Genomic DNA, 19,050 nt, shown 5'->3' with positions numbered 1-19,050 from the left:
ACAGGTCATCAGATGACTAATATTTTACTTAGCATACTACAAAGATTTGTTCATTGACAGAGCATTCATTTATTTCGCTATAAAAAAATCGCTCAAAAGAAAATGAGTGAGTAATGTTATTCTTTTACTGACTTCCAATGATCTATTAGAACAGACTCCACATTCAGAAGATGGGCTTGCATAGTACTAGACGCAATTTCTGGTTGCTGTGATTTAATCGCTAAAAATATGGCCTCATGCTCATCATGCAAACGATCTACTGTCGCAGTCTCCGAATAAAGGCAAATACGACGTGTCTCTCTCATCGATTCACTCATTAGTCCTGCCACTTGGCTCAACAAATTTACCAATAATGGATTTTTTGTTGCTTCTGCGATTGCAAAATGGAAGTCTAGATCCGCTTTTTCACCTAGCAAAATATCCCCGGCATGCTTTTTCATTTCATTGAGTGCAGTTTCCATCTTTTTTAAATCGTATACTGTACGGGATTCGGCTGCATTTGCTGCGGCTCCGGTCTCAACTATTTTTCTCACAGCTAACAAATGTTGAATATCCTGTTGATTCATGAGCATGGCACTCTGTAACGGAAAGATCATATCGACGGATGAAAACTCCTTGACATATGTTCCCTCTCCTTGTCGCATTTCTATAAGCCCTCTAGCACGTAATGTTGATAAGGCTTCGCGAATTGTTGATCTGCCAACTGTAAAGTTTTCAGCCAGTTGCTGTACAGAATCTAATTTATCACCCGGCTTTAACTCTCCAGATTGAATGGAGTCTAATAAACTATCCGCCACTTCTTCATATATTTTCTTCTGTTTAATTTGCTTATATTTCATGTTGCTCACTCCGTCCTATCACTTATCAAGCTCGATTTCTCCAGTTGCAGCAAGTTACTTTTATGTTCCATACCATCACGATAGCCTGACAATCCTCCACTTTTTGAAATCACACGGTGACAAGGCACCGCGATCAATATCGGATTTTTGCCTATTGCAGATGCTACAGCCCGAACAGAAGATACTTTTCCTATTTGTTCTGCAATTTTCGAATAAGTTACGATTTCACCATATGGTATTCGTTGTAGTGCTTCCCATACTTGCAGTTGAAAGGGTGTTCCCTTTAAATCAAGCGACAGCTCTGAAAAACCAGTAGCTTTCCCTGAAAAATACTCTATGAACCGACTCGTATAGACTTCAAGCTTTGTTTCATCTTCCTTTAATTCTTTATTATCAAATCGCTTAGTCCAATCCTTCATATGTTCCAAACTTTTTTCGGCAAGTCCCACGTAGCAAAGTCCTTTTTCTGTAGCAGCTAGTGTCACTGTCCATTCGTCGAAATCAAATTGTGTCCAATAAACCAGTATGTTCACTCCCCTTTATCCGAATAACTTTAAGCCGACTGCACCGAGAATAATGAGTGATAAAAAGAAGAGACGTTTGATGCTAGCAGATTCTTTAAAAATCAAAATCCCCATCAATACGGCTCCTGCTGCTCCTAACCCTGTCCATACCGCATAAGCTGTACTCATCTGAATTTCACGCATCGCAAGTGATAGAAAAACAAAGCCGAAACCAAATATCCCCACAATAAGTAACAATCTTTTAATTGAACGCTTCTGTAAATAATAATTAATACTTACCACACCGAAAATCTCCCCGAGACTCGCAATAGCCAAGTACACCCAAGCCATTGTCAGCTACCTCCTTCTGTATCCGCTTTTTCATCTGTAGTCAACTTAATGCCGACTACCCCAATGACGATTAATCCGATGAATGTCAGCGTAACCCATGTGAAGCCTGCTTGAAAGATGAATATATCCACTAAAAGGATTGCAGCGGCACCTGATCCGGTAAAAACTGCGTATACCGTCCCGGAAGGTAATTTTTCACATGCTTTAATAATGAAATAAAAACTGAAAACAATTGCCACACCGGTTCCAGTCCATTGAATAACTGTTTCAGAGTAACGAAGACCGACTACCCAGAAAATCTCTATCATAGCCGCCAGCGCGACATACCCCCAAGCCAAAATAAAAATCTCCTTTCTATCGTGATGAGTATCTATAAGTATAGCAAATCTTTTACTGAAACAAAAAATCATCGAATGACGATTAAAGGGAACTTGCATCTAGTATATCTGCATGATAGAATAAATCCGTCAACAGTTTTGCCTATATTGTGAATATTCTTATCGAGAGAGACGGAGGGATAGGCCCAGCGATGTCTCAGCAACCAGCCCCAGGCACGGTGCTAATTCCAAGGGTGACACCACCTTGAAGATGAGAATACTGTATACACTTGTATGTTCGAGGGCCTATTCGAAAAGAAGAGGTTCTTTTTTATTTTTCTGGGGGGATGGATATTCATGACAAACAACGGATTAGAAACTAGATTGGTACAACTTGGAAATCACAGTGATGAGAAAACCGGAGCAGTAAATACGCCGATTTACTTGTCGACAGCATACCATCATGAAGGTCTGGGCAAATCTACTGGATATGATTACACACGTACAAAAAACCCTACGCGTTCTGTCTTAGAGGATGGAATTGCAAACTTGGAATCCGGTGATCAAGGATATGCGTGCAGTTCTGGAATGGCAGCCATTCAACTAATTTTATCTTTATTTAAGACAGATTCAGAACTATTAGCGCCTGAAGACCTATATGGCGGTACGTATCGCTTATTTAATCAATATGAAGAGACGTACAATGTGAAGACGCGATACTTATCGTTCGATGATGTTTCAGAAGTCGAGCAAGCGATTACTAATCGCACAAAAGCGATCTTCTTGGAAACACCCACCAATCCATTAATGCAAAACATAGCAATCAGTACGTATGCGGAATTGGCGAAAAAACATGGTTTATTGCTAATTGTCGACAATACGTTCTTAACACCCTATTTTCAGCGACCTATTGAAGAAGGTGCAGATATTGTCATTCATAGTGCAACGAAATATATCGGGGGACATAATGACGTACTAGCAGGTTTAGTCGTCGCAAAGGGTGAGGAATTATGCGAACGCCTATTTACTAACCATAATGCGATTGGAGCTACATTGTCTCCCCTTGACTCATGGCTTGTCGTTCGCGGTCTAAAAACATTGCACTTACGTATGAAACAACATGACGCGAATGCGAAAGCAATGGTATCATATTTAGAACAAGAACCACTCATTGTCGATGTGCTCTACGCTGGTATTGGGGGTATGTTGTCATTCCGTGTACAGAATAGCGAGTGGGTGGGACCATTCCTTGAAAACATGAACCTTATTTCATTCGCTGAAAGTTTGGGTGGTGTGGAAAGCTTTATCACGTATCCAACTACACAGACACATATGGATATTCCATTGGAAGAACGTAATCGCCGTGGAGTGGACGACCGTCTACTACGTTTCTCGGTTGGAGTCGAAGATGTAGACGATTTGATTGCTGATGTGAAACAAGCTCTTTATGCTGCAAAAGAAGTAGTCGAAGGCATAAAAGTTCAATAATAGTAAACAGTACAACTCGAACCGTCAGCTTAACTATGACAGTTCGAGTTTTTTATGTAGTCAAAGCAATGGAGCTAAACCTTTCAATAGTTAGACATTAAAGTATATAATAAAAAAGAACATACGAATACTATTGGAGGCGATATTGTTGAAACGTTTAGAAAATAAAGTAGCAGTAGTAACTGGCGCTGGTTCTGGGATTGGACGAGAAATTGCTGAACTGTATGCCCGTGAAGGCGCAAAGCTTATCATCGCAGATATGAATATGGAAGGTGCGGAAGAAACTGTCCAGACGATCAAAAGTACTGGCGGTGAAGCGCTAGCAGTTAAAACCAACGTGACAGTTGAGGAAGATGTACAAAAAATGATTGATACAGCAGTTGAGCGATTCGGTACTCTTGATATTCTAGTGAACAATGCTGGGATTATGGACAATATGTACTCTGCGGCTACAGTGACAGATGAAGTATGGGACAAAGTATTAGCAATCAACACAACAGGTGTGATGCGTGCAACTCGTAAAGCATTAGCTATCTTCGAAGAAAAAAAGTCAGGGGTTATCGTCAACATGGCTTCTATCTCAGCAGTGACAGGTGGTAGAGGTGGTTTTGCTTACACCGCTTCAAAGCATGCGGTCGCAGGGATGACAAAAAGCGTTGCTTCTCAATACGGTCCATTAAACATCCGCTGTAACGCGATTGCCCCAGCGCAAATACCGACTAATATCACAAACAGTTTGACTCAACCGGATGAATTCGGCATGAAGCAAGCTCTAAGGGGCGTAAACATGATGAGCCGTCCGGGAACTAAGGAAGAAATTGCAAACATTGCACTATTCCTTGCATCAGATGAATCCTCTTATGTTAACGGCGTTGTCATGGAAGCTGACAATGGATGGTCTGCATATTAAGGTTATGTATTTCAAGAAAAATCTTTGGGAATATCTAATGAAAATCATACAAAAAAGCATCCAAAATTTCGGATGCTTTTTCGTCTATTAATGAGCTTGCTGCCATTTCTTCTTTTCGCTTGCATAGACGACCGCTGCAGGTGCCGCTATAAATGCGAGTGCCGCCACTCCAGCGAGCATTCCTGCCAGTTCTTTACTTCCAAATGAAAATCCTGCTACTGTACCTAATGCAATCCCTGCTAATACCGCCCATGCAACAATCTTATACATAGTAGATCCCCAACCTTTCCATTGTAAGACGCGATCGTCTCTCCGATTTATTCGTTGCTTTTAGCATACTCTCATTGAGAACCTTTTTCAAGTACAATTGAGAATCTTTTTCAACGAATGTGAAATTGTATTGTTATCGTATGTTGTAAGCGGCGTTTTAATGTTAAGAAGGCATAAAAAAACCGCCAAGGCTTTTACACCTTGACGGTCGAAACAATTATTATTTCTCTAGAAGTTTAAGTGATTCACGATTAAATGCCGGAATATCATTAGGTGTGCGGCTTGTTACGAGTTGGTTCTGACAAACTACTACTTCTTTGTCCGCGTATTTTGCACCTGCATATTCCATATCTACACGAATAGACGTGTATCCTGTGGCATCGCGTCCTTCAAGTGCTTTCGCTGTGATGAGCAATTGTGGGCCGTGACAAATTGCGAATACAGGTTTTTCTGCATCCATAAATTCTTTGACAAATTTTACGAAACGATCATCTGCACGCAAAATGTCAGGTGAAAATCCGCCCGGAATAAACAAAGCATCATAATCCGATGATTTAGCGTCAGCAATTGCTTTATCAATTTTCACTTTTGTATTTTCTTTCATCCCTGTTACTTCAGTTCCCGCTTCCGCGCCAATCACTTCTACTTCATGTCCAGCTTCTTTGTACGCTGTAGCCGGTTTCATATATTCTGAGTCCTCAAACATATCTCCAAGTACTGTTGCTATTTTAGCCATAGTGCTTACCACTCCTTATGTGATGTACTGTATATACTATTCCACATTACAAAGTGTCTAAACATCATCTACGATTTAGTTCTACTTCAGAGTACAGGCTTTACAGAAACCAAGCATCGCAATAAGCTTTGAATAGACATAATATATGGCGCAATCACTGCCTTTTCAGCACAATCGAGGTAAACTATAGTCCCACCAATTTTATAATAACAGTGCAGAGTCATTCATCTAAAAGAATATTCCGATAATGACTAGTATAGCGATAATAATACCACCGACTTGTCCGATTACAGCAGATGAAACGATGGGTTTCTTTTGAAATATATCAATCAGCTCAATATCTTCACGAAGCTGTTTTACCTCTTTACGAAGTACATCCACTTCTTGATTCAACGTACTGATTTCCTCTGCCTGTCTTGTAACTAGTTGTTGTTTTTCTGAGTTGTTTTCATGCGGTTCCATACATGACCACCCCTTGTCTTGTCTTTTCATTTCTATACGTTCTATCATACGTTTTAGTTTCAACAAACAGAAGAACTTTCCATTTGCATTTCCTCTTTTCCGGGTGTAAGATAAATCTACAAGCTGTATTGTTCGTATGACATTAAGTTTTAACCTTTAAGCTGTAAAAGGGAGTTTATTACGAAACGGAAATGGCATGCTGGATTCCTTTTAGCAATTCAGACATACAGGAACGTTTTCCGCAAACACCCACTTTGAGGAGTGGTGGTTTAAAACTTTCTATGACTAAGTACGGCAAACACGGCTTACATAAACAGAGAAAAACCTTCCATACTTTTATGGAAGGTTTTTTGTTTTGTATGTGAAATCATTTAATAAGAGAAGCTAACTTATTGCGAACAAAAAAACACCTACGTAAAGATGAAAAATGCTTTATCTTCATTTAAGAAATTAAGCTACGCTGCGACAAGCTTCCGCACATTTCCGACATGCTTCAGCACACTGTTTGCAGTGATCATGATCGTGTTTTCCACATTCTTCAGCACACTGCTCACAAATTTCCGCACATAGTTGCAAGACATTTTCTGTAAATGGACTTTGTCGAGTAATCGACTGGATTGCATATGAACAAATGTCAGCACACTCTCGATCGAGTCGAATGCAGTCCGCCATCATACGAACGTCTTCTTCTTTTAGACATGCGTCAAAACAATGATTACACGCCTTTATACAATCCTCTAATGCATTCAGTACATCTGCGTACTTTTGATTCATTCAATCTCCTCCAAATGTATTTTTCTTACTCTTCCCTCCTATTTCCGATAGTAAACCAACAGCACTGTTTTCTTATTCATTGAAAGCATTTTCATTTCTCCGTTATACTATATAGTAATTAACAAAATAGAAAAAGATGAGGTGTCTGAAATGAAACTATTTAAATGGACAGGTCCACTAGAAGATGCAGGTAACTTACCAGAAGAAGCACGTGCGTCATTAATGAATAATGATGAAGAAGTGCTCGTGCTTCAAGAAGCGGAAACGACAACTCTCGACCATGCCGTCGAATACGATATTTTAGATCAAAGCGGAGATTTACCATCTGGTCGTTTCGCAGTATTAAACAATATTCCTGTAACAGAAGAAGGTAGAGAAACGTTTGAACAGCGCTTTAATAATCGTGCGCGTCTTATAGAGGCAGAACCAGGATTCGTAGCAATCCGTGTATTGCGACCTGTACACTCCGGCACATATGTGATCTTAACTATGTGGGAAGACGAAGAGTCCTTCAAAAACTGGCAAGAGTCGCAAGCTTATGGAAAAGCCCATGCAAAGCGTGGCACAAAAGAAGGTGTCGATCAGCGTCCTAATATATTCTCTGGACCTTCATTTGTGACAACATATAAAAAATAAGTATAAATAGTTGATATCTGCAAAGACTACTCATGAAGTTAAAACAATGATGAGGAGAGTGTTTTTGTGGGTATTTTAGATGGTAATCCAAAAGATCAGCCTTTACATTACGGAGAAGTTACAGCCATTTGGTCATTTATGGGTGCGAATAACGGACTAATCAGTGGATATGAAGCTTTTGTTAATCATGCTGGTGACGACGATCTGATTCAACTGCTAGAAGAAGCAATCAAAACTATGAAAGCTGAGAATAAAGACTTTGGCAAAGTATTGAAAGCCAATGGAATCACACCGCCTCCTGCCCTTCCAGAGAGACCAAAAGCAAATGCCGAGGAAATTCCTGCTGGCGCACGCTTTATGGATCCCGAAATCAGTGGTGCAATATCAATTAACGTAGGTCAGGGATTAGTTTCATGCAGTATGGCTATGGGTCAATGTTTACGCGAAGATGTTGCGACACTGTTTGCCAAATGCCATATGGAAAAAGTAGCATTCGGTGCCAAATTATTAAGCTTAAATAAATCAAAGGGTTGGATCATCCCTCCACCATTACATTTAAACTAATTGTCATATAACTTCGTCAAGCGCATATCGCTGGCGAAGTTTTTTCTTAGTATGAATAGATTCTGCATTTTTACTCATTCTAACTAAGTAAGTGAAATTCATCTAAATGGTAGGAAGGATGTGGATTCCCATGAAAAAGCGGAAACCTGAGAAAAAACTGCAAGAACAACCTGTACAACTTGATAAGCCGCATCGTCTAGATAATATGGAGTTTGGAGAGGAGTTTACTTTCGATCAGAAACGTCAGCAACCCGCTAACTTAGAAATCCAAGAGCGACGTAATCATAGAAAGTAAAAAGAACTTTCGTAAAAACTAATAAAAAACGTCATCCAATACTGTGATGGATGACGTTTTTCTACTAATTATTCTATCGTGCCAGTTCCCTGTAGTTTTACGTCCACAGTAACTTTAAACTCTATATCAGGATATGCTTTTTGCCACGAAGTAAACACATCCTCTGTATGCAACCGTGTCGTTCGGTAACGTAAGCCAAAGCCAAAAGGATCCAGATTTTCCTCTTGCATTTTAGTTAGAAAGTGAACAACTTTTTGTTTCACTTCTTTTGAGGCTACTTCGTTATATTCATCTAATCTAGCAATAGATAAATCTTTACTGGCTTCACCTATCGTTCCTTTCATCCAAATATGCATATCTATAGCATGCGGTGCCGTATTACCTTTATTGGGTACAAATTTATACGTCATCTTACTCTGGCTTATCTGTAATAATAACTCAAGACTTCCTTCTTTGACTAGATAGGTAAATCCAGTTGAATGTTTCAATAATGAATTAAAGTACTTCGTTTCAATGGTAGATAGAACAGCAGGGTCCTCCCTTCCGTCAACTACTACAGAATTATTCACTATTAGTTCATCGCCTTTTTCATTTGTCTCAATTAGTGGTACAACAGCATTAATACCGTCAGAGAGGATATCCCTGCGCAATTCAAATAAATAAGTCGTCACGACATATGGACTATCATTCGCTGTCGCTCCAAAAAAGTTGATTAAAGAAACCGATGCCGGTGCTTCAGTATCTGGCTCTACTTTTAAAATCGTCTCGGCAGACGGTCTAGCACCTGCAACATATGCGATTAATTCGATATCACCGCGTCGTATAAAATAATCCATGAACGATTGCATGTCATCCCTAAGAAGCTTTTCATGAACAACAATTGTTTTCATATGACCTAGTTCCAATACCTTGTCTACATGTGTCTCCAGCATACGAATCGCTTCGCCTATTGAATGTCCTTCACGTGACAGGTACGCAAAACTAGGCTTAGGGGAATCTTTAATAGCGCCAAACGGCAAAGCGACTTTCAATGTCACTTTATATCCGTTCTCCACATTTTCGGCAGGATCAATCCCAATCGCAGACACAAATAGGCGTTTATCTATATCTTTGAACGCACAGCCATATTGAAGCAACAGACCACTCATGCATAAAACCACCATAAACCATTTACTCACTGAGAGGAATTTCAAGACTTCGCCCTCCTATTCACTACAAGCATAAGAACCATAAGACCAATGAATATAATTGGTATCGTATTAAAGTAATACTTACTGTAAAAAAACAAATCATACTCAGTGATCTTTAAAGTTGTATAGAATGCGATTAACCAAAATACCATAACTACTGTGATAAGACTGGCTTTTTTACGTAACTTCATTTTCATATGCTCTATACCAAAGGCACTCTGAAATAATTGACAAGCAACATGCCAATGAATTGTTATATTTAAAAAGGCAATCGCTAAGAATAGTAACAAAAATATAAATATTACACGCTCAATTACCCCAAACTTCATTCGAATAGAATCACTGGTCAGAATCCATGGGTACATAATATTTTCCACTTGATCAAATCCTAATACACCTATCGGAATGAAATAGGTCGTAAAAAGTGCAAAAGCACCCAAAAAAAACACAATTAGAGCCTGTTTAATGCCAAAAGTCATTTTTTTATTGAGTAATGAATTGAAAATAATGATATCAAAAGCTCCTGCAAATAAATATATCGCAGTAGTAAATACTGTATAGTCAGGTGGGTTATCTATAAAAGTCATCGCAATTCCCACATGATCCCAACTCACCTGTTCAGCAAAGTAAAGTTTTACTATATAATATGCAGCAGCAGGAAATGCCAAAACAAACACCAATTCAAGTGTAAATAATATGTTGCGACTTTGCATGATCACGCCAAAAGTGATCACTGGAATGAACATCGCAATCACTAAATAAACTGACATCTCAGGTGTTAAAAATCGTAAAAGAATATCTATATATGTAATCAGAGTCTGAAGACCCGAAACATACCAAATTACTCCTAAGATAAATAATGCCGGAATCGTAATCCATTTCGATAGATATAAAGATAAAATTTGCGGTAAACTCTTCCCTGGAAACGCTTTGAATGAAGTGATCAATGCCCAGTTCATAAATACGCCAAAAAATAACGCAATGATCATCGTGACAATTGCTCCTTCTTCACTTTTAGCGAAAAATATTCTTGGACTGGCGGCAATGAGGTTGGCAGTCATATTAGATATTAGTAAAAAATAAACAAAGCGGCTCATGAATCATCCACCTTCAATTCTTCCTGTCTATTTTTCCAAAACATCCGTAAATACGGCTCACCAAAACTGTCTTTGTTGACCAAATACAACAACAAACCCAGCATTCCGAGAATCATACCCGCTAGACCAAATACCGTCGTATATAACAATAGTAAAAAACGGCAGACCCGGACAGCGTAATTCATTTCACTTATTGGGATAACAAAGGTGGAAATCGCTACAAGGGAGACGACAATGACCATGATGTTTGATGTCAATGCGGCCTCTACTGCTGCAGTTCCAAGTATCAGCCCTCCAACTGTTGTAGCCGTAGCGCTGATACTATTTGGCAACCGCATGCTAGCTTCCGTTAGCAGTTCAATAAAGATCAACATGAAAAACACTTCAATAAACGAGGGATACGGAACCCCAATCCTGCTCGCTGCCACCGTCATAGCAAGCTCTGTTCTGAGGACTTCTGGTGTATAGGAAGTAACACCAACATATATAGAGGGCAGCATAATACATGTAAACAATCCTGCATAACGAAGAAATCGTATTAACGATACTACCCAAAAGGAGTAATACGCATCCTCCATCGAAAGCATAAAATCAAAGAACGTTGTAGGTGCAATAATTGCATGAGGGCTTCCATCTACTAATATAATGACTTTTCCAACCGCCATATTATGAAGAATACGATCTGGGCGCTCAGTCAGAAGGCTAGTTGGAAACAAGCTGTACTTTTTATTGTTCAAGTAGTACTGTAAGTCTCCGCTTGCCTGAACCAGCTCTACATCCAACGTTAAAATACGCTTTCTAATTTTTTTCAAAAGCTGAAGATTTACTCTTTCCCCATCGTAAATTAATGCAATATTACGATTCGAAGCATCTTCCAATTGCATTGGTTCAATAACCAAAGACGGCTTATGATAACGTTGCCGCATTAGATTAATATTTGTCTCAATACTCTCACTGAGTCCAAGTTGGGGTCCATGAATTGTAGGTTCCATAATGGCTTCTTGCACCGCATTGGCCGCTACTATCTTTAACTCAAGTAACGTGATTTGCTTGTCGATCATGACAAAGACATTACCCTTCGTTATTTCTATAAGAATCTCTTCATCCCCTGTTGGCATCTTGGTTTCATAAGGTAATGATTGAATATACTCAGAAAAATTCTGTTCGGCTGACATTTCATAGAAAGGTTTCACCACAATTTCTTGTAGTTGCATCATATCTACTACACTTTTCAAATACAAAAGGTGCACTACTCGACCTCTACTTTTCAAGGTTTTTTTCACTATATCCGCGGTTGGTTCCAGTCGTGTTGCCAAACGTGTATAGTATGCAGGTGGTTCTATATGACGTGTTGCTTCATCCATATTCATCACTTCTTTCCCAACAAACTAGTTATTTGTTAGTTTGTCCAATCATTGGGAATTTAATCATTAGAGGGATGAATTACTCTTCTTCATTTAAACCTTCAAATAGTGTTTTATGCGATCAAATATAGGTTATGATATATAGAGGACTACATTTTCAAGCAATGAGAGGAGGAATCGCTATGAACTTAGCCGCAATTGGAGTACCAGGCTTAATTATTATTTTAGTGATTATTTTAATTTTGTTCGGCCCTCGCAAATTACCCGAAATTGGTTCGGCAGTAGGAAAGACGTTGTCTGAATTCAAGAAATCTGCCAAAGACATTATGGATGACGATGATGATGAGCCTAAGAAAATAGAAGTGCAAAAAGTAGAAACGAAAGAACAAGTGAAATAAAAATCTATACAAAAAATCCAATCACATATGTGATTGGATTTTTACGTATATACGTTATGATGAGGTTACATAGATAAACCACTTGAAAAAATACTCACTGAATTTTAAACACACTCAATTATAAGGGTCTAGGTCTTCAATCGTACCATATAGGTTACTCTCTTTATGTACAGAATCCACTAACTCCCAAAACTGAGATGTAGCTTTAGAAATTCGTTCATCTTTTGTCTTGATCATGACCGGCTCTACACGAGAATCAAATTGCATCAATTCATAGATCTTTAATTGATCCATCGGCACAGCATAAGCTACCCGTGGAATAATAGAAAATCCTAAACCTTTGCTAACCATCGCAATAACCGTTGTCAGATCTTTGCTTTCCATTACAATATTGGGTGTGGCTTGTACTTCTTGAAAAGCTTTTAGGATGTTTTCATAATACGAATGGCCTTCCATTGCAGCAAGCATAATAAAAGGATGCTCTGCAAGGTCTTGAAATGTAACGTGCTCGGATGAAAATACATCTCCCCAGCTGCGCGGACTCACCACCACATATTCCTGTTCTTTTAAAGCCAACACATCGCAGTGTGCACTATTTTCCATTCGCAATAATAACGCTAGTTCAATTTCTTTATGATCCAGCTTCTTCAGTAATTCTTCAGAGTTTCCTTTTTCAATGCTAATTTTGACATCTGGAAATTGTTTACGATATATACTGACATAGTCGACGAGTAAATTCAAACAGGCAGAAGATACACCAATTCGCAATGTTCCTGCACTACCTTTCTCAATTTCTTCGATTTGCCTCTTAACATCCTCCATGCTAAGTAGTGTTTTCTTGGCATATTGATACAGAATATGCCCCGTTTCTGTCAGCTCCCATTTTTGTCGATAGCGATGAATCAACGTTGTACCAAGCTCCATCTCTAGTCTTTTCAATTGTTGACTAAGTGGTGGCTGCGCTATATGCAAAATAAGCGCAGCTTTCGAAATGCTTTCTTGATCTACAATTTCCTTAAAATAATAAAGCTGTTTAATATCCATGGTTACACTCCGTTATATATAATGGCATATGTCGTCTTTAACTATTATATATTATTTATATCTTTCTTTACATGATAAAATGAATGGTATTAACTAACGAAAGCAGAGGTTTTTTCAATCGTATGAATATCATTTCCAAACGACTCACCCTATATGTAATAGGATTATTTTTATTATCTTTAGGTGTTAGTTTCTCTATACAAGCAAACCTTGGAGTTTCCCCCGTATCATCATTAGCTTATGCTATCTCCCTTACCTCAGGATTAACCATCGGTATAACGACCATACTTGCAAATATCTTATTTGTTTTCGTACAGATTATTTTAAATAGAAAACGTATTGGTATACGTGAATTCATTGTTCAGTTATCTATCGTTTTTCTTTTTGGTATTTTTATGGACCTAACATTAGCCATCGTACAGTTACTTCCTGCTCCTACTACACTAGTTGGCAGATATTTATTCTTATTGATCAGTTTATATATTATATCAGCTGGATTATTAGCCTATTTCTCAGCAAAATTGCCTTTAATGCCTTACGATGCACTAACGTATGTTGTAAGCGATCGTTTTAATATGAAGTTTGGTAAAGCAAAAATCTCGAGTGATTTAATAAATGTAGCAGTTGCGGGTATCGTTTGCTTAGTATTTATTCAATCACTTGGAGCTATCGGGATCGGTACGATTCTAGCTGCATATTTTATCGGTAAAATTCTTGGCAAGATTATACCGCGCTTTCAGCCACTACTGCAGAGCTGGGTGTATAAAAGTAAAGATGATGTAATTATAGAAAGTGAAGAGATCGTTGAACCTGTTCAGCAATAATTTTTATAAACAAAAGGAGATGTTGAATGCCGTAACAATACGGCCTCAACATCTCCTTTTCCTACCAATAGAAGTAATTTAATTTGCACTCAAACGGCATTGTGAATACTTACTGTTGGCTCAATAACTTCACATGCCTAACTTAGTTTTTATACAACAATTTAAAGGTTTCACAAACTACCAGCATTTCATAATGAAATTCTTGTTTAACTTCCTTTAATTCATTTGCGAAAAACTCTTTATGAACTTCCTGCCAATAAGGTAACGAACGATCTCCTTCACCTTCCCTATATGCATGTTCTTCCGTCACTTCATTAAAAGGCATTACTTCTACTGAAACATTTTCCACGACTGCGACCGCAATTCCATTACCATCAAGAATGATATTGTGAAGACCTACCATCGGTAATAGTTCATCTTCTAATTCATAGAGCAAATAGTTAGATGAAGTCGCCGTTTTAGTTCCCTCCACTACCAACTCTGCAAGTTCATCCGCCATTTGTTTCGAATTTCCGAAAGACCAAGCTTCGTAATGTTCAGGCGCATCAGGATGAACATTCTTAAATTCGCTCCATATTCGTTCAATAGACTCTTTACTAATATATTCTTTCCACGCAGTGATTCCACCTTCCAATACAGTAACATCGTAACCTTTAGTAGAGAGGATGTTTGCACATTTAGTTGCAGAGTTCCCTGTTGTACATGTAATAATCATTTCTCTATTTTGAGGTAACTGCGGTATCACTTTCTCCACTTCGTCTTCTAATGTAAAGATTTCTGTTTTCGGCATGTTTATATCTTCTACCGTGTTAGCTTCGATATGGAATTGATTATATTTATCTTCAGCACGTACATCTACTACTACAAATGCTTGCTCAGCTTTTATCTTCCTGAATAATTCCTCGGCAGTGACCATTTTAACCATAAATAAATCCATCTCCCAACTTCCCTTATGATACTTCTCATTATAGCTTTAACTAACTATTTTTCGTTACGTTATGCCCTTTTCTATAGTTAAATATATTTTTGAACAATAAAAAGATAGGTATCCTCCAAGAAAATGAATTAGAGAACGTCCTATCTATTAGTAGTATGGATCATAGTATTGAGATTTATACATCTTTTTATAAAAATACTCAGTCAAACGAAGTTGACTGAGTACTTTTATGCATTCACTTGTACTGGATCATGCCATGGATAGTTATTCGTTAGTACTGAAGCCAAGTCTTTACTTTGCTGTTTACGCATTATACGAATTTCTGCGCGTTGCGGTGCAGTTTCATGTAAATATATTTCCTCTTCCGTTTCAGGAATGACACGCGGAACAGTTAGTGGCTTTTTATTTTCGTCCAATGCAACAAATGTTAATAATGATGTGGCTGCAATTTTACAATTACCAGTTGCCAAATCCTCCGCAATAACTTTTACAAAAATCTCCATAGAAGATTTTCCAGTCCAAGTCACATATGACTCAAAGCAGACTGAATCGGAAGGACGGATTGGATACAGAAAGTCTACAGAATCCATAGATGCCGTAACACAATCTGCTCTGCTGTGCCGAGCTGCTGAAATCGATGCAATTTGATCAATATCGCTCATTAAACGTCCGCCAAACAATGTATTATGATTGTTGACATCATTCGGAAATACTCTGCTCGTTCGTACGACTCTTGATTCCCGACACTGCTTTTCTAGTTTCATTGTAAATATGGCCTCCTCCAAGATGTGAACCAAATTACTCTGTAAGTAATTTGAAAAATTAAAATATTCCCTTTTTGTATATCAACTAAATATACTCTTCGTTCACATAACTGTCAAGAATGAAATTTGATTCACACCTTTTGACTCACTGCTTAATACTGCCATGTAGTAAGGGAATATCTTTTTCCTCCAGCAAACCTACCTGGATCAAGCCTTTCATAATACCATCTTCTGAACAAGATGCCGTGACGAAATCTGCTATTTCTTTTAATTCCGGTATGGCATTGTCCATCGCTATCCCGATACCTACCATCTCAATCATTTGCCTATCATTTGCACCATCACCAAATGCATAGCTGTTTTCAATAGGAATATTCATATGGTCAAGCATTTTTTGAATACCAACTGCCTTGGATGCCCCTTCAGGCAACATATCCACCGCGTTATCATCCCATCTTATAAAGGAGTAATCCTCGAATAACTCCATATACTTTTCCGTTTCTTTAGCGGGCGAGTAAATTTGTACTTGATTAACGTCAGAATGTAAATATACTTCCGGATCTACAGGAGGATAAGGTATTTTTAAACGAGCGGTCCCCTCTTGTATGAGTGGATGCGCATCGACGTTCGACACAAACGACTCAAATGTGGAGTATGTCAATCCATGCCCATTTTTGTGTGCAAGCTCGGTAAGTTGCTTTATGACTTCTAGTTTCATGGGATTTGAGTAAATTACTTCTTCTTCTAAGACCACATGCTGTCCATTCATGGAAACATAGGAATCAAATGATAATTCTTCTAACAACCACTTGAACATAAGGGGTGCTCTACCAGTACAAATAACAGAGTATATGCCTTTTTCCCGCAATGCTGTCAGGGATTGTTTCGTCGATTCTGAAATCATTTTGTTATGGTCCATTAATGTTCCATCTAAATCAAAGAACACGATCTTTTTATCTTGATTCAATTTCCATACCCCTTTCATTTCTCGATGTCTACCAAGTAGTCTATCAATTTCTAATCACATATGCTGTGAAGTTGCTTAAAATGTCAATATACAAGCACTAAACACAACAGACTGTATTTGATATTTTCGTAATGGCAAGTTATTCTTTTTATAGAGAATATTTATTTATTAAGAATATATGGAGGGTTATTTAATGAATTTCAGCGAAGAACGTGTACGTGGAGAGAACGTAACCGATTATTTACAATATCCAATGTTTTCGACTCTTGATGAAGAGCGTCAACATAATAAACAACGATTAGCAGGTGCGTTTCGCCTGTTTGCTCGTTTCGGTTTTACAGAAGGCGTGGCGGGTCACGCGACATATCGTGATCCAGAATTCAAAGATCATATGTGGGTTAATCCCTATGGCGTACCTTTCGCTAAGATCAAAGCCTCCGATCTCGTCTTGGTAAATCCGGATGGTGAAGTAGTTGAGGGGAAATATTCACTCCATAAATCTGCCCTAGTTATTCACTCTGCTATTCACGAAGCCAGACCCGACGTTATTGCTTCAGTTCACTTGCATCCAGTATACGGAAAAACATGGGCATCGACAGGTAGACTAATTGATCCGTTAACACAAGATGCTTGTGCGTTTTACAATGATCACTCTGTACTGGATGAGTTTTCTGGTGTCGTGTATGAGGAAGATGAAGGGGTAAAAGTTGCAAACGCATTAGCACATAACAAAGCGATATTCCTAAAGAATCACGGTCCATTAACGGTTGGACAAACTGTTGATGCTGCTGCATTTTGGTTTATTACGCTGGAACGTTCTTGCCAAGTACAATTACTAGCGGAAGCTGCCGGCATTGTAAGTCCGATTCCTCCCGAGCATGCAGCGAGCACTGCTAAACAAGTTGGTAGAGATATTGATGGTTGGGAAAACTTCCAACCGCTATGGGAAAACATTATGAGCGAAGAACCTGACCTGTTGGATTGATTTCTTTACGTAATAATCTTTTAAAAGCCATAGAGGAAAGAGGTATCCTATGTATTCAGACCAATTCATACGTGGAATGCGTTTGAAGCGTGATCAAGTTCCTTCATTTGAAGACTATCCATTTCATTTGCCTAGTATCAATACGTTGACCGAGCTTAACTTTCATCCGAATGTGACATTTTTTGTCGGAGAGAATGGTACGGGAAAGTCTACATTACTTGAGGCTATTGCTGTTGCATGTGGTTTTAATCCAGAAGGCGGTTCATTGAACTTTAACTTCTCTACTTATGATTCTCATTCCGTATTGGATAAATATATTACACTCATCAAAGGCGTTATACGACCAACCGATGGATTCTTTCTACGCGCTGAAACTTTCTATAATTTAGCAACGACTATTGAGGCGTTGGATAGTGAACCAGGTCCTAGTCCAATGATTATAGATGGCTACGGAGGTACTTCATTACATAAACAGTCTCATGGCGAATCATTTTGGGCGACTTTCATTCATCGGTTAAGAGGGAATGGCATCTACTTACTAGATGAGCCGGAAGCAGCTTTATCACCTATGCGTCAACTGTCTATGTTAAGCAGAGTACATGATTTAGTTGGTGAAGGGTCACAGTTTATAATTGCCACACACTCCCCTCTGCTATTATCCTATCCAGGCGCAAAAATCATAGAATTTTCAGATGAAGGTGCGCAAGAAACGACATTAGAAGAAACAAGTCATTACCAAATCATGAAGCAGTTTTTTGATGATAAGGATCGTATGTTACATTATTTGCTGAAATAATTATTTATGATGAAAAAGCGATTATTTCCAAGGAAATAATCGCTTTTTGGCTTTACTTAGTTTCTTTTTTCACTTGTTCCCTTGCATCTTTCTTAATTTCTTCTACCTGTTCTTCCGCTTTTTTCGCTGCATCGTTAGCTAATTTTGCTGAACTCTTTTCATTATCATCTTTAGGTGTATCTGCATAACTCTTTGTCATTTTCCACACTCCTATCTGATTAATGTAATTATATGATTCCCCAGAACTGTGGAATAAAAACACACATTTTAATTTACTTGTTTTTTCATGCTACAATAAGGGTAGAACTTAGGAGAGGTGGACTACTTGTGTCTAAGAAATTGGCTCTATATTTGTCCATGCTTGCAATCGGCTTTACATTTTTATTTTTAGCGATTTTTCTTGATTTACCTGAAAAGTTGAAATGGTTATTTTTAGTGATCGCAATCATATTAAATGTTACTTGCGCCGTAGCCGCCATGAGAATTGGATTAAAAGAGATGAGACCTAATAAAAAGTAAATATGTTTGATGCAGAAAGA

Annotated in this window: 26 protein-coding genes, 1 other RNA gene and 1 riboswitch; of the genes, 11 read left to right on the top strand and 16 right to left on the bottom strand. The window is 38.3% G+C overall.

What is annotated here, in order from left to right:
- Positions 1–116: 116 nt before the first annotated feature.
- The 4 genes from CSV64_RS09535 to CSV64_RS09520 are packed head-to-tail and all read right to left on the bottom strand — an operon-like array spanning position 117 to position 2,031.
- Positions 117–839 carry a FadR/GntR family transcriptional regulator gene (locus CSV64_RS09535; protein WP_099634395.1) on the bottom strand — a complete coding sequence of 241 codons (723 nt, stop codon included), beginning with the start codon at positions 837–839 and terminating at the stop codon, positions 117–119.
- A 5-nt stretch (positions 840–844) separates the two neighbouring features.
- The gene (locus CSV64_RS09530) at positions 845–1,372 is read right to left on the bottom strand and encodes a methylated-DNA--[protein]-cysteine S-methyltransferase (RefSeq protein WP_099634394.1); all 528 of its coding nucleotides are present in this window, start codon (positions 1,370–1,372) and stop codon (positions 845–847) included.
- Positions 1,373–1,378: 6 nt separating this feature from the next.
- Positions 1,379–1,693, bottom strand: a complete 315-nt coding sequence (locus tag CSV64_RS09525; RefSeq protein WP_143560997.1) for a DMT family transporter — start codon at positions 1,691–1,693, stop codon at positions 1,379–1,381.
- Positions 1,694–1,695: 2 nt separating this feature from the next.
- Positions 1,696–2,031, bottom strand: coding sequence for a DMT family transporter (locus CSV64_RS09520; protein ID WP_099634392.1), 336 nt, complete (start codon positions 2,029–2,031; stop codon positions 1,696–1,698).
- 156 nt (positions 2,032–2,187) lie between these two features.
- A riboswitch (SAM riboswitch) is annotated at positions 2,188–2,288 on the top strand.
- A 79-nt stretch (positions 2,289–2,367) separates the two neighbouring features.
- Between CSV64_RS09520 and CSV64_RS09515 the strand changes: the two genes are divergently transcribed.
- Entirely contained in the window at positions 2,368–3,498 is a 1,131-nt protein-coding gene (locus CSV64_RS09515; RefSeq protein ID WP_099634391.1) for a methionine biosynthesis PLP-dependent protein, read from the top strand.
- Positions 3,499–3,646: 148 nt separating this feature from the next.
- A complete protein-coding gene (locus tag CSV64_RS09510; protein ID WP_099634390.1) occupies positions 3,647–4,408 on the top strand; it encodes a glucose 1-dehydrogenase in 762 nt (253 codons plus the stop codon).
- An 87-nt stretch (positions 4,409–4,495) separates the two neighbouring features.
- On the opposite strand, the gene CSV64_RS09505 is transcribed toward CSV64_RS09510, so the two are convergent.
- The 3 genes from CSV64_RS09505 to CSV64_RS09495 form a co-directional block, all read right to left on the bottom strand.
- Complete coding sequence (locus CSV64_RS09505) at positions 4,496–4,678, bottom strand: hypothetical protein (protein ID WP_099634389.1); 183 nt, start codon at positions 4,676–4,678, stop codon at positions 4,496–4,498.
- Positions 4,679–4,898: 220 nt separating this feature from the next.
- A complete protein-coding gene (locus CSV64_RS09500) occupies positions 4,899–5,414 on the bottom strand; it encodes a type 1 glutamine amidotransferase domain-containing protein (RefSeq protein ID WP_099634388.1) in 516 nt (171 codons plus the stop codon).
- Between the two features lie 228 nt (positions 5,415–5,642).
- Positions 5,643–5,876, bottom strand: coding sequence for a hypothetical protein (locus CSV64_RS09495; protein WP_099634387.1), 234 nt, complete (start codon positions 5,874–5,876; stop codon positions 5,643–5,645).
- 117 nt (positions 5,877–5,993) lie between these two features.
- On the opposite strand from CSV64_RS09495, the gene ssrS reads away from it, so the two are divergent.
- A non-coding RNA gene (gene ssrS, locus CSV64_RS09490) (6S RNA) lies at positions 5,994–6,187 on the top strand.
- Between the two features lie 139 nt (positions 6,188–6,326).
- Here the strand turns inward: ssrS and CSV64_RS09485 are convergent.
- Complete coding sequence (locus tag CSV64_RS09485; RefSeq protein ID WP_099634386.1) at positions 6,327–6,650, bottom strand: four-helix bundle copper-binding protein; 324 nt, start codon at positions 6,648–6,650, stop codon at positions 6,327–6,329.
- 150 nt (positions 6,651–6,800) lie between these two features.
- On the opposite strand from CSV64_RS09485, the gene CSV64_RS09480 reads away from it, so the two are divergent.
- The 3 genes from CSV64_RS09480 to CSV64_RS16660 all read left to right on the top strand — a co-directional run bounded on the left by CSV64_RS09480 (position 6,801) and on the right by CSV64_RS16660 (position 8,145).
- Positions 6,801–7,286, top strand: a complete 486-nt coding sequence (locus tag CSV64_RS09480) for an antibiotic biosynthesis monooxygenase family protein (RefSeq protein WP_099634385.1) — start codon at positions 6,801–6,803, stop codon at positions 7,284–7,286.
- Between the two features lie 66 nt (positions 7,287–7,352).
- Positions 7,353–7,850, top strand: coding sequence for a DUF3231 family protein (locus CSV64_RS09475; protein ID WP_099634384.1), 498 nt, complete (start codon positions 7,353–7,355; stop codon positions 7,848–7,850).
- Positions 7,851–7,980: 130 nt separating this feature from the next.
- On the top strand, positions 7,981–8,145 hold the full coding sequence (locus tag CSV64_RS16660; protein WP_158233031.1) for a hypothetical protein: 165 nt from the start codon (positions 7,981–7,983) through the stop codon (positions 8,143–8,145).
- Positions 8,146–8,213: 68 nt separating this feature from the next.
- Here the strand turns inward: CSV64_RS16660 and CSV64_RS09470 are convergent, their stop codons facing one another.
- From CSV64_RS09470 to CSV64_RS09460, 3 genes are read right to left on the bottom strand one after another with little or no spacing between them, the layout of a single operon-like run.
- Entirely contained in the window at positions 8,214–9,338 is a 1,125-nt protein-coding gene (locus tag CSV64_RS09470; protein ID WP_099634383.1) for a Ger(x)C family spore germination protein, read from the bottom strand.
- Positions 9,335–10,432, bottom strand: a complete 1,098-nt coding sequence (locus CSV64_RS09465; protein ID WP_099634382.1) for a GerAB/ArcD/ProY family transporter — start codon at positions 10,430–10,432, stop codon at positions 9,335–9,337. The genes CSV64_RS09470 and CSV64_RS09465 overlap by 4 nt, the downstream gene beginning before the upstream one ends.
- Positions 10,429–11,796 (bottom strand): spore germination protein, encoded by a 1,368-nt coding sequence (locus CSV64_RS09460; RefSeq protein WP_099634381.1) that lies wholly within the window; start codon positions 11,794–11,796, stop codon positions 10,429–10,431. The genes CSV64_RS09465 and CSV64_RS09460 overlap by 4 nt, the downstream gene beginning before the upstream one ends.
- Positions 11,797–11,978: 182 nt before the next feature.
- Here CSV64_RS09460 and tatA point away from each other — a divergent pair, with 182 nt between their 5' ends.
- A complete protein-coding gene (gene tatA, locus CSV64_RS09455) occupies positions 11,979–12,194 on the top strand; it encodes a twin-arginine translocase TatA/TatE family subunit (RefSeq protein ID WP_099634380.1) in 216 nt (71 codons plus the stop codon).
- 114 nt (positions 12,195–12,308) lie between these two features.
- Here the strand turns inward: tatA and CSV64_RS09450 are convergent, their stop codons facing one another.
- Positions 12,309–13,238, bottom strand: coding sequence for a LysR family transcriptional regulator (locus tag CSV64_RS09450; RefSeq protein WP_099634379.1), 930 nt, complete (start codon positions 13,236–13,238; stop codon positions 12,309–12,311).
- Between the two features lie 122 nt (positions 13,239–13,360).
- Here CSV64_RS09450 and CSV64_RS09445 point away from each other — a divergent pair, with 122 nt between their 5' ends.
- Positions 13,361–14,062 carry a YczE/YyaS/YitT family protein gene (locus tag CSV64_RS09445; protein ID WP_099634378.1) on the top strand — a complete coding sequence of 234 codons (702 nt, stop codon included), beginning with the start codon at positions 13,361–13,363 and terminating at the stop codon, positions 14,060–14,062.
- A gap of 142 nt (positions 14,063–14,204) precedes the next feature.
- Here CSV64_RS09445 and CSV64_RS17085 read toward each other — a convergent pair whose 3' ends face one another.
- From CSV64_RS17085 to CSV64_RS09430, 3 genes are all read right to left on the bottom strand, one after another.
- A complete protein-coding gene (locus CSV64_RS17085) occupies positions 14,205–14,999 on the bottom strand; it encodes an ASCH domain-containing protein (protein ID WP_099634377.1) in 795 nt (264 codons plus the stop codon).
- 227 nt (positions 15,000–15,226) lie between these two features.
- Positions 15,227–15,763: an acyl-CoA thioesterase gene (locus CSV64_RS09435; protein ID WP_099634376.1), complete on the bottom strand. Its 537-nt coding sequence runs from the start codon at positions 15,761–15,763 to the stop codon at positions 15,227–15,229.
- A 145-nt stretch (positions 15,764–15,908) separates the two neighbouring features.
- Positions 15,909–16,730, bottom strand: coding sequence for a Cof-type HAD-IIB family hydrolase (locus CSV64_RS09430; RefSeq protein ID WP_233190435.1), 822 nt, complete (start codon positions 16,728–16,730; stop codon positions 15,909–15,911).
- A 193-nt stretch (positions 16,731–16,923) separates the two neighbouring features.
- Here CSV64_RS09430 and CSV64_RS09425 point away from each other — a divergent pair, with 193 nt between their 5' ends.
- Complete coding sequence (locus CSV64_RS09425) at positions 16,924–17,715, top strand: class II aldolase/adducin family protein (protein WP_099634374.1); 792 nt, start codon at positions 16,924–16,926, stop codon at positions 17,713–17,715.
- A gap of 49 nt (positions 17,716–17,764) precedes the next feature.
- A complete protein-coding gene (locus tag CSV64_RS09420; protein WP_099634373.1) occupies positions 17,765–18,511 on the top strand; it encodes an AAA family ATPase in 747 nt (248 codons plus the stop codon).
- 52 nt (positions 18,512–18,563) lie between these two features.
- On the opposite strand, the gene CSV64_RS16655 is transcribed toward CSV64_RS09420, so the two are convergent.
- Entirely contained in the window at positions 18,564–18,710 is a 147-nt protein-coding gene (locus CSV64_RS16655; RefSeq protein ID WP_158233030.1) for a hypothetical protein, read from the bottom strand.
- Positions 18,711–18,838: 128 nt separating this feature from the next.
- Between CSV64_RS16655 and CSV64_RS09415 the strand changes: the two genes are divergently transcribed.
- Positions 18,839–19,030, top strand: a complete 192-nt coding sequence (locus tag CSV64_RS09415; RefSeq protein ID WP_099634372.1) for a hypothetical protein — start codon at positions 18,839–18,841, stop codon at positions 19,028–19,030.
- Positions 19,031–19,050: the final 20 nt, after the last annotated feature.

This window comes from Sporosarcina sp. P32b, from assembly GCF_002743335.1.
Classification (GTDB): domain Bacteria; phylum Bacillota; class Bacilli; order Bacillales_A; family Planococcaceae; genus Sporosarcina.
Note: the sequence above shows the minus strand (reverse complement) of the source record. Positions and strands in the feature narration are given on the sequence as shown.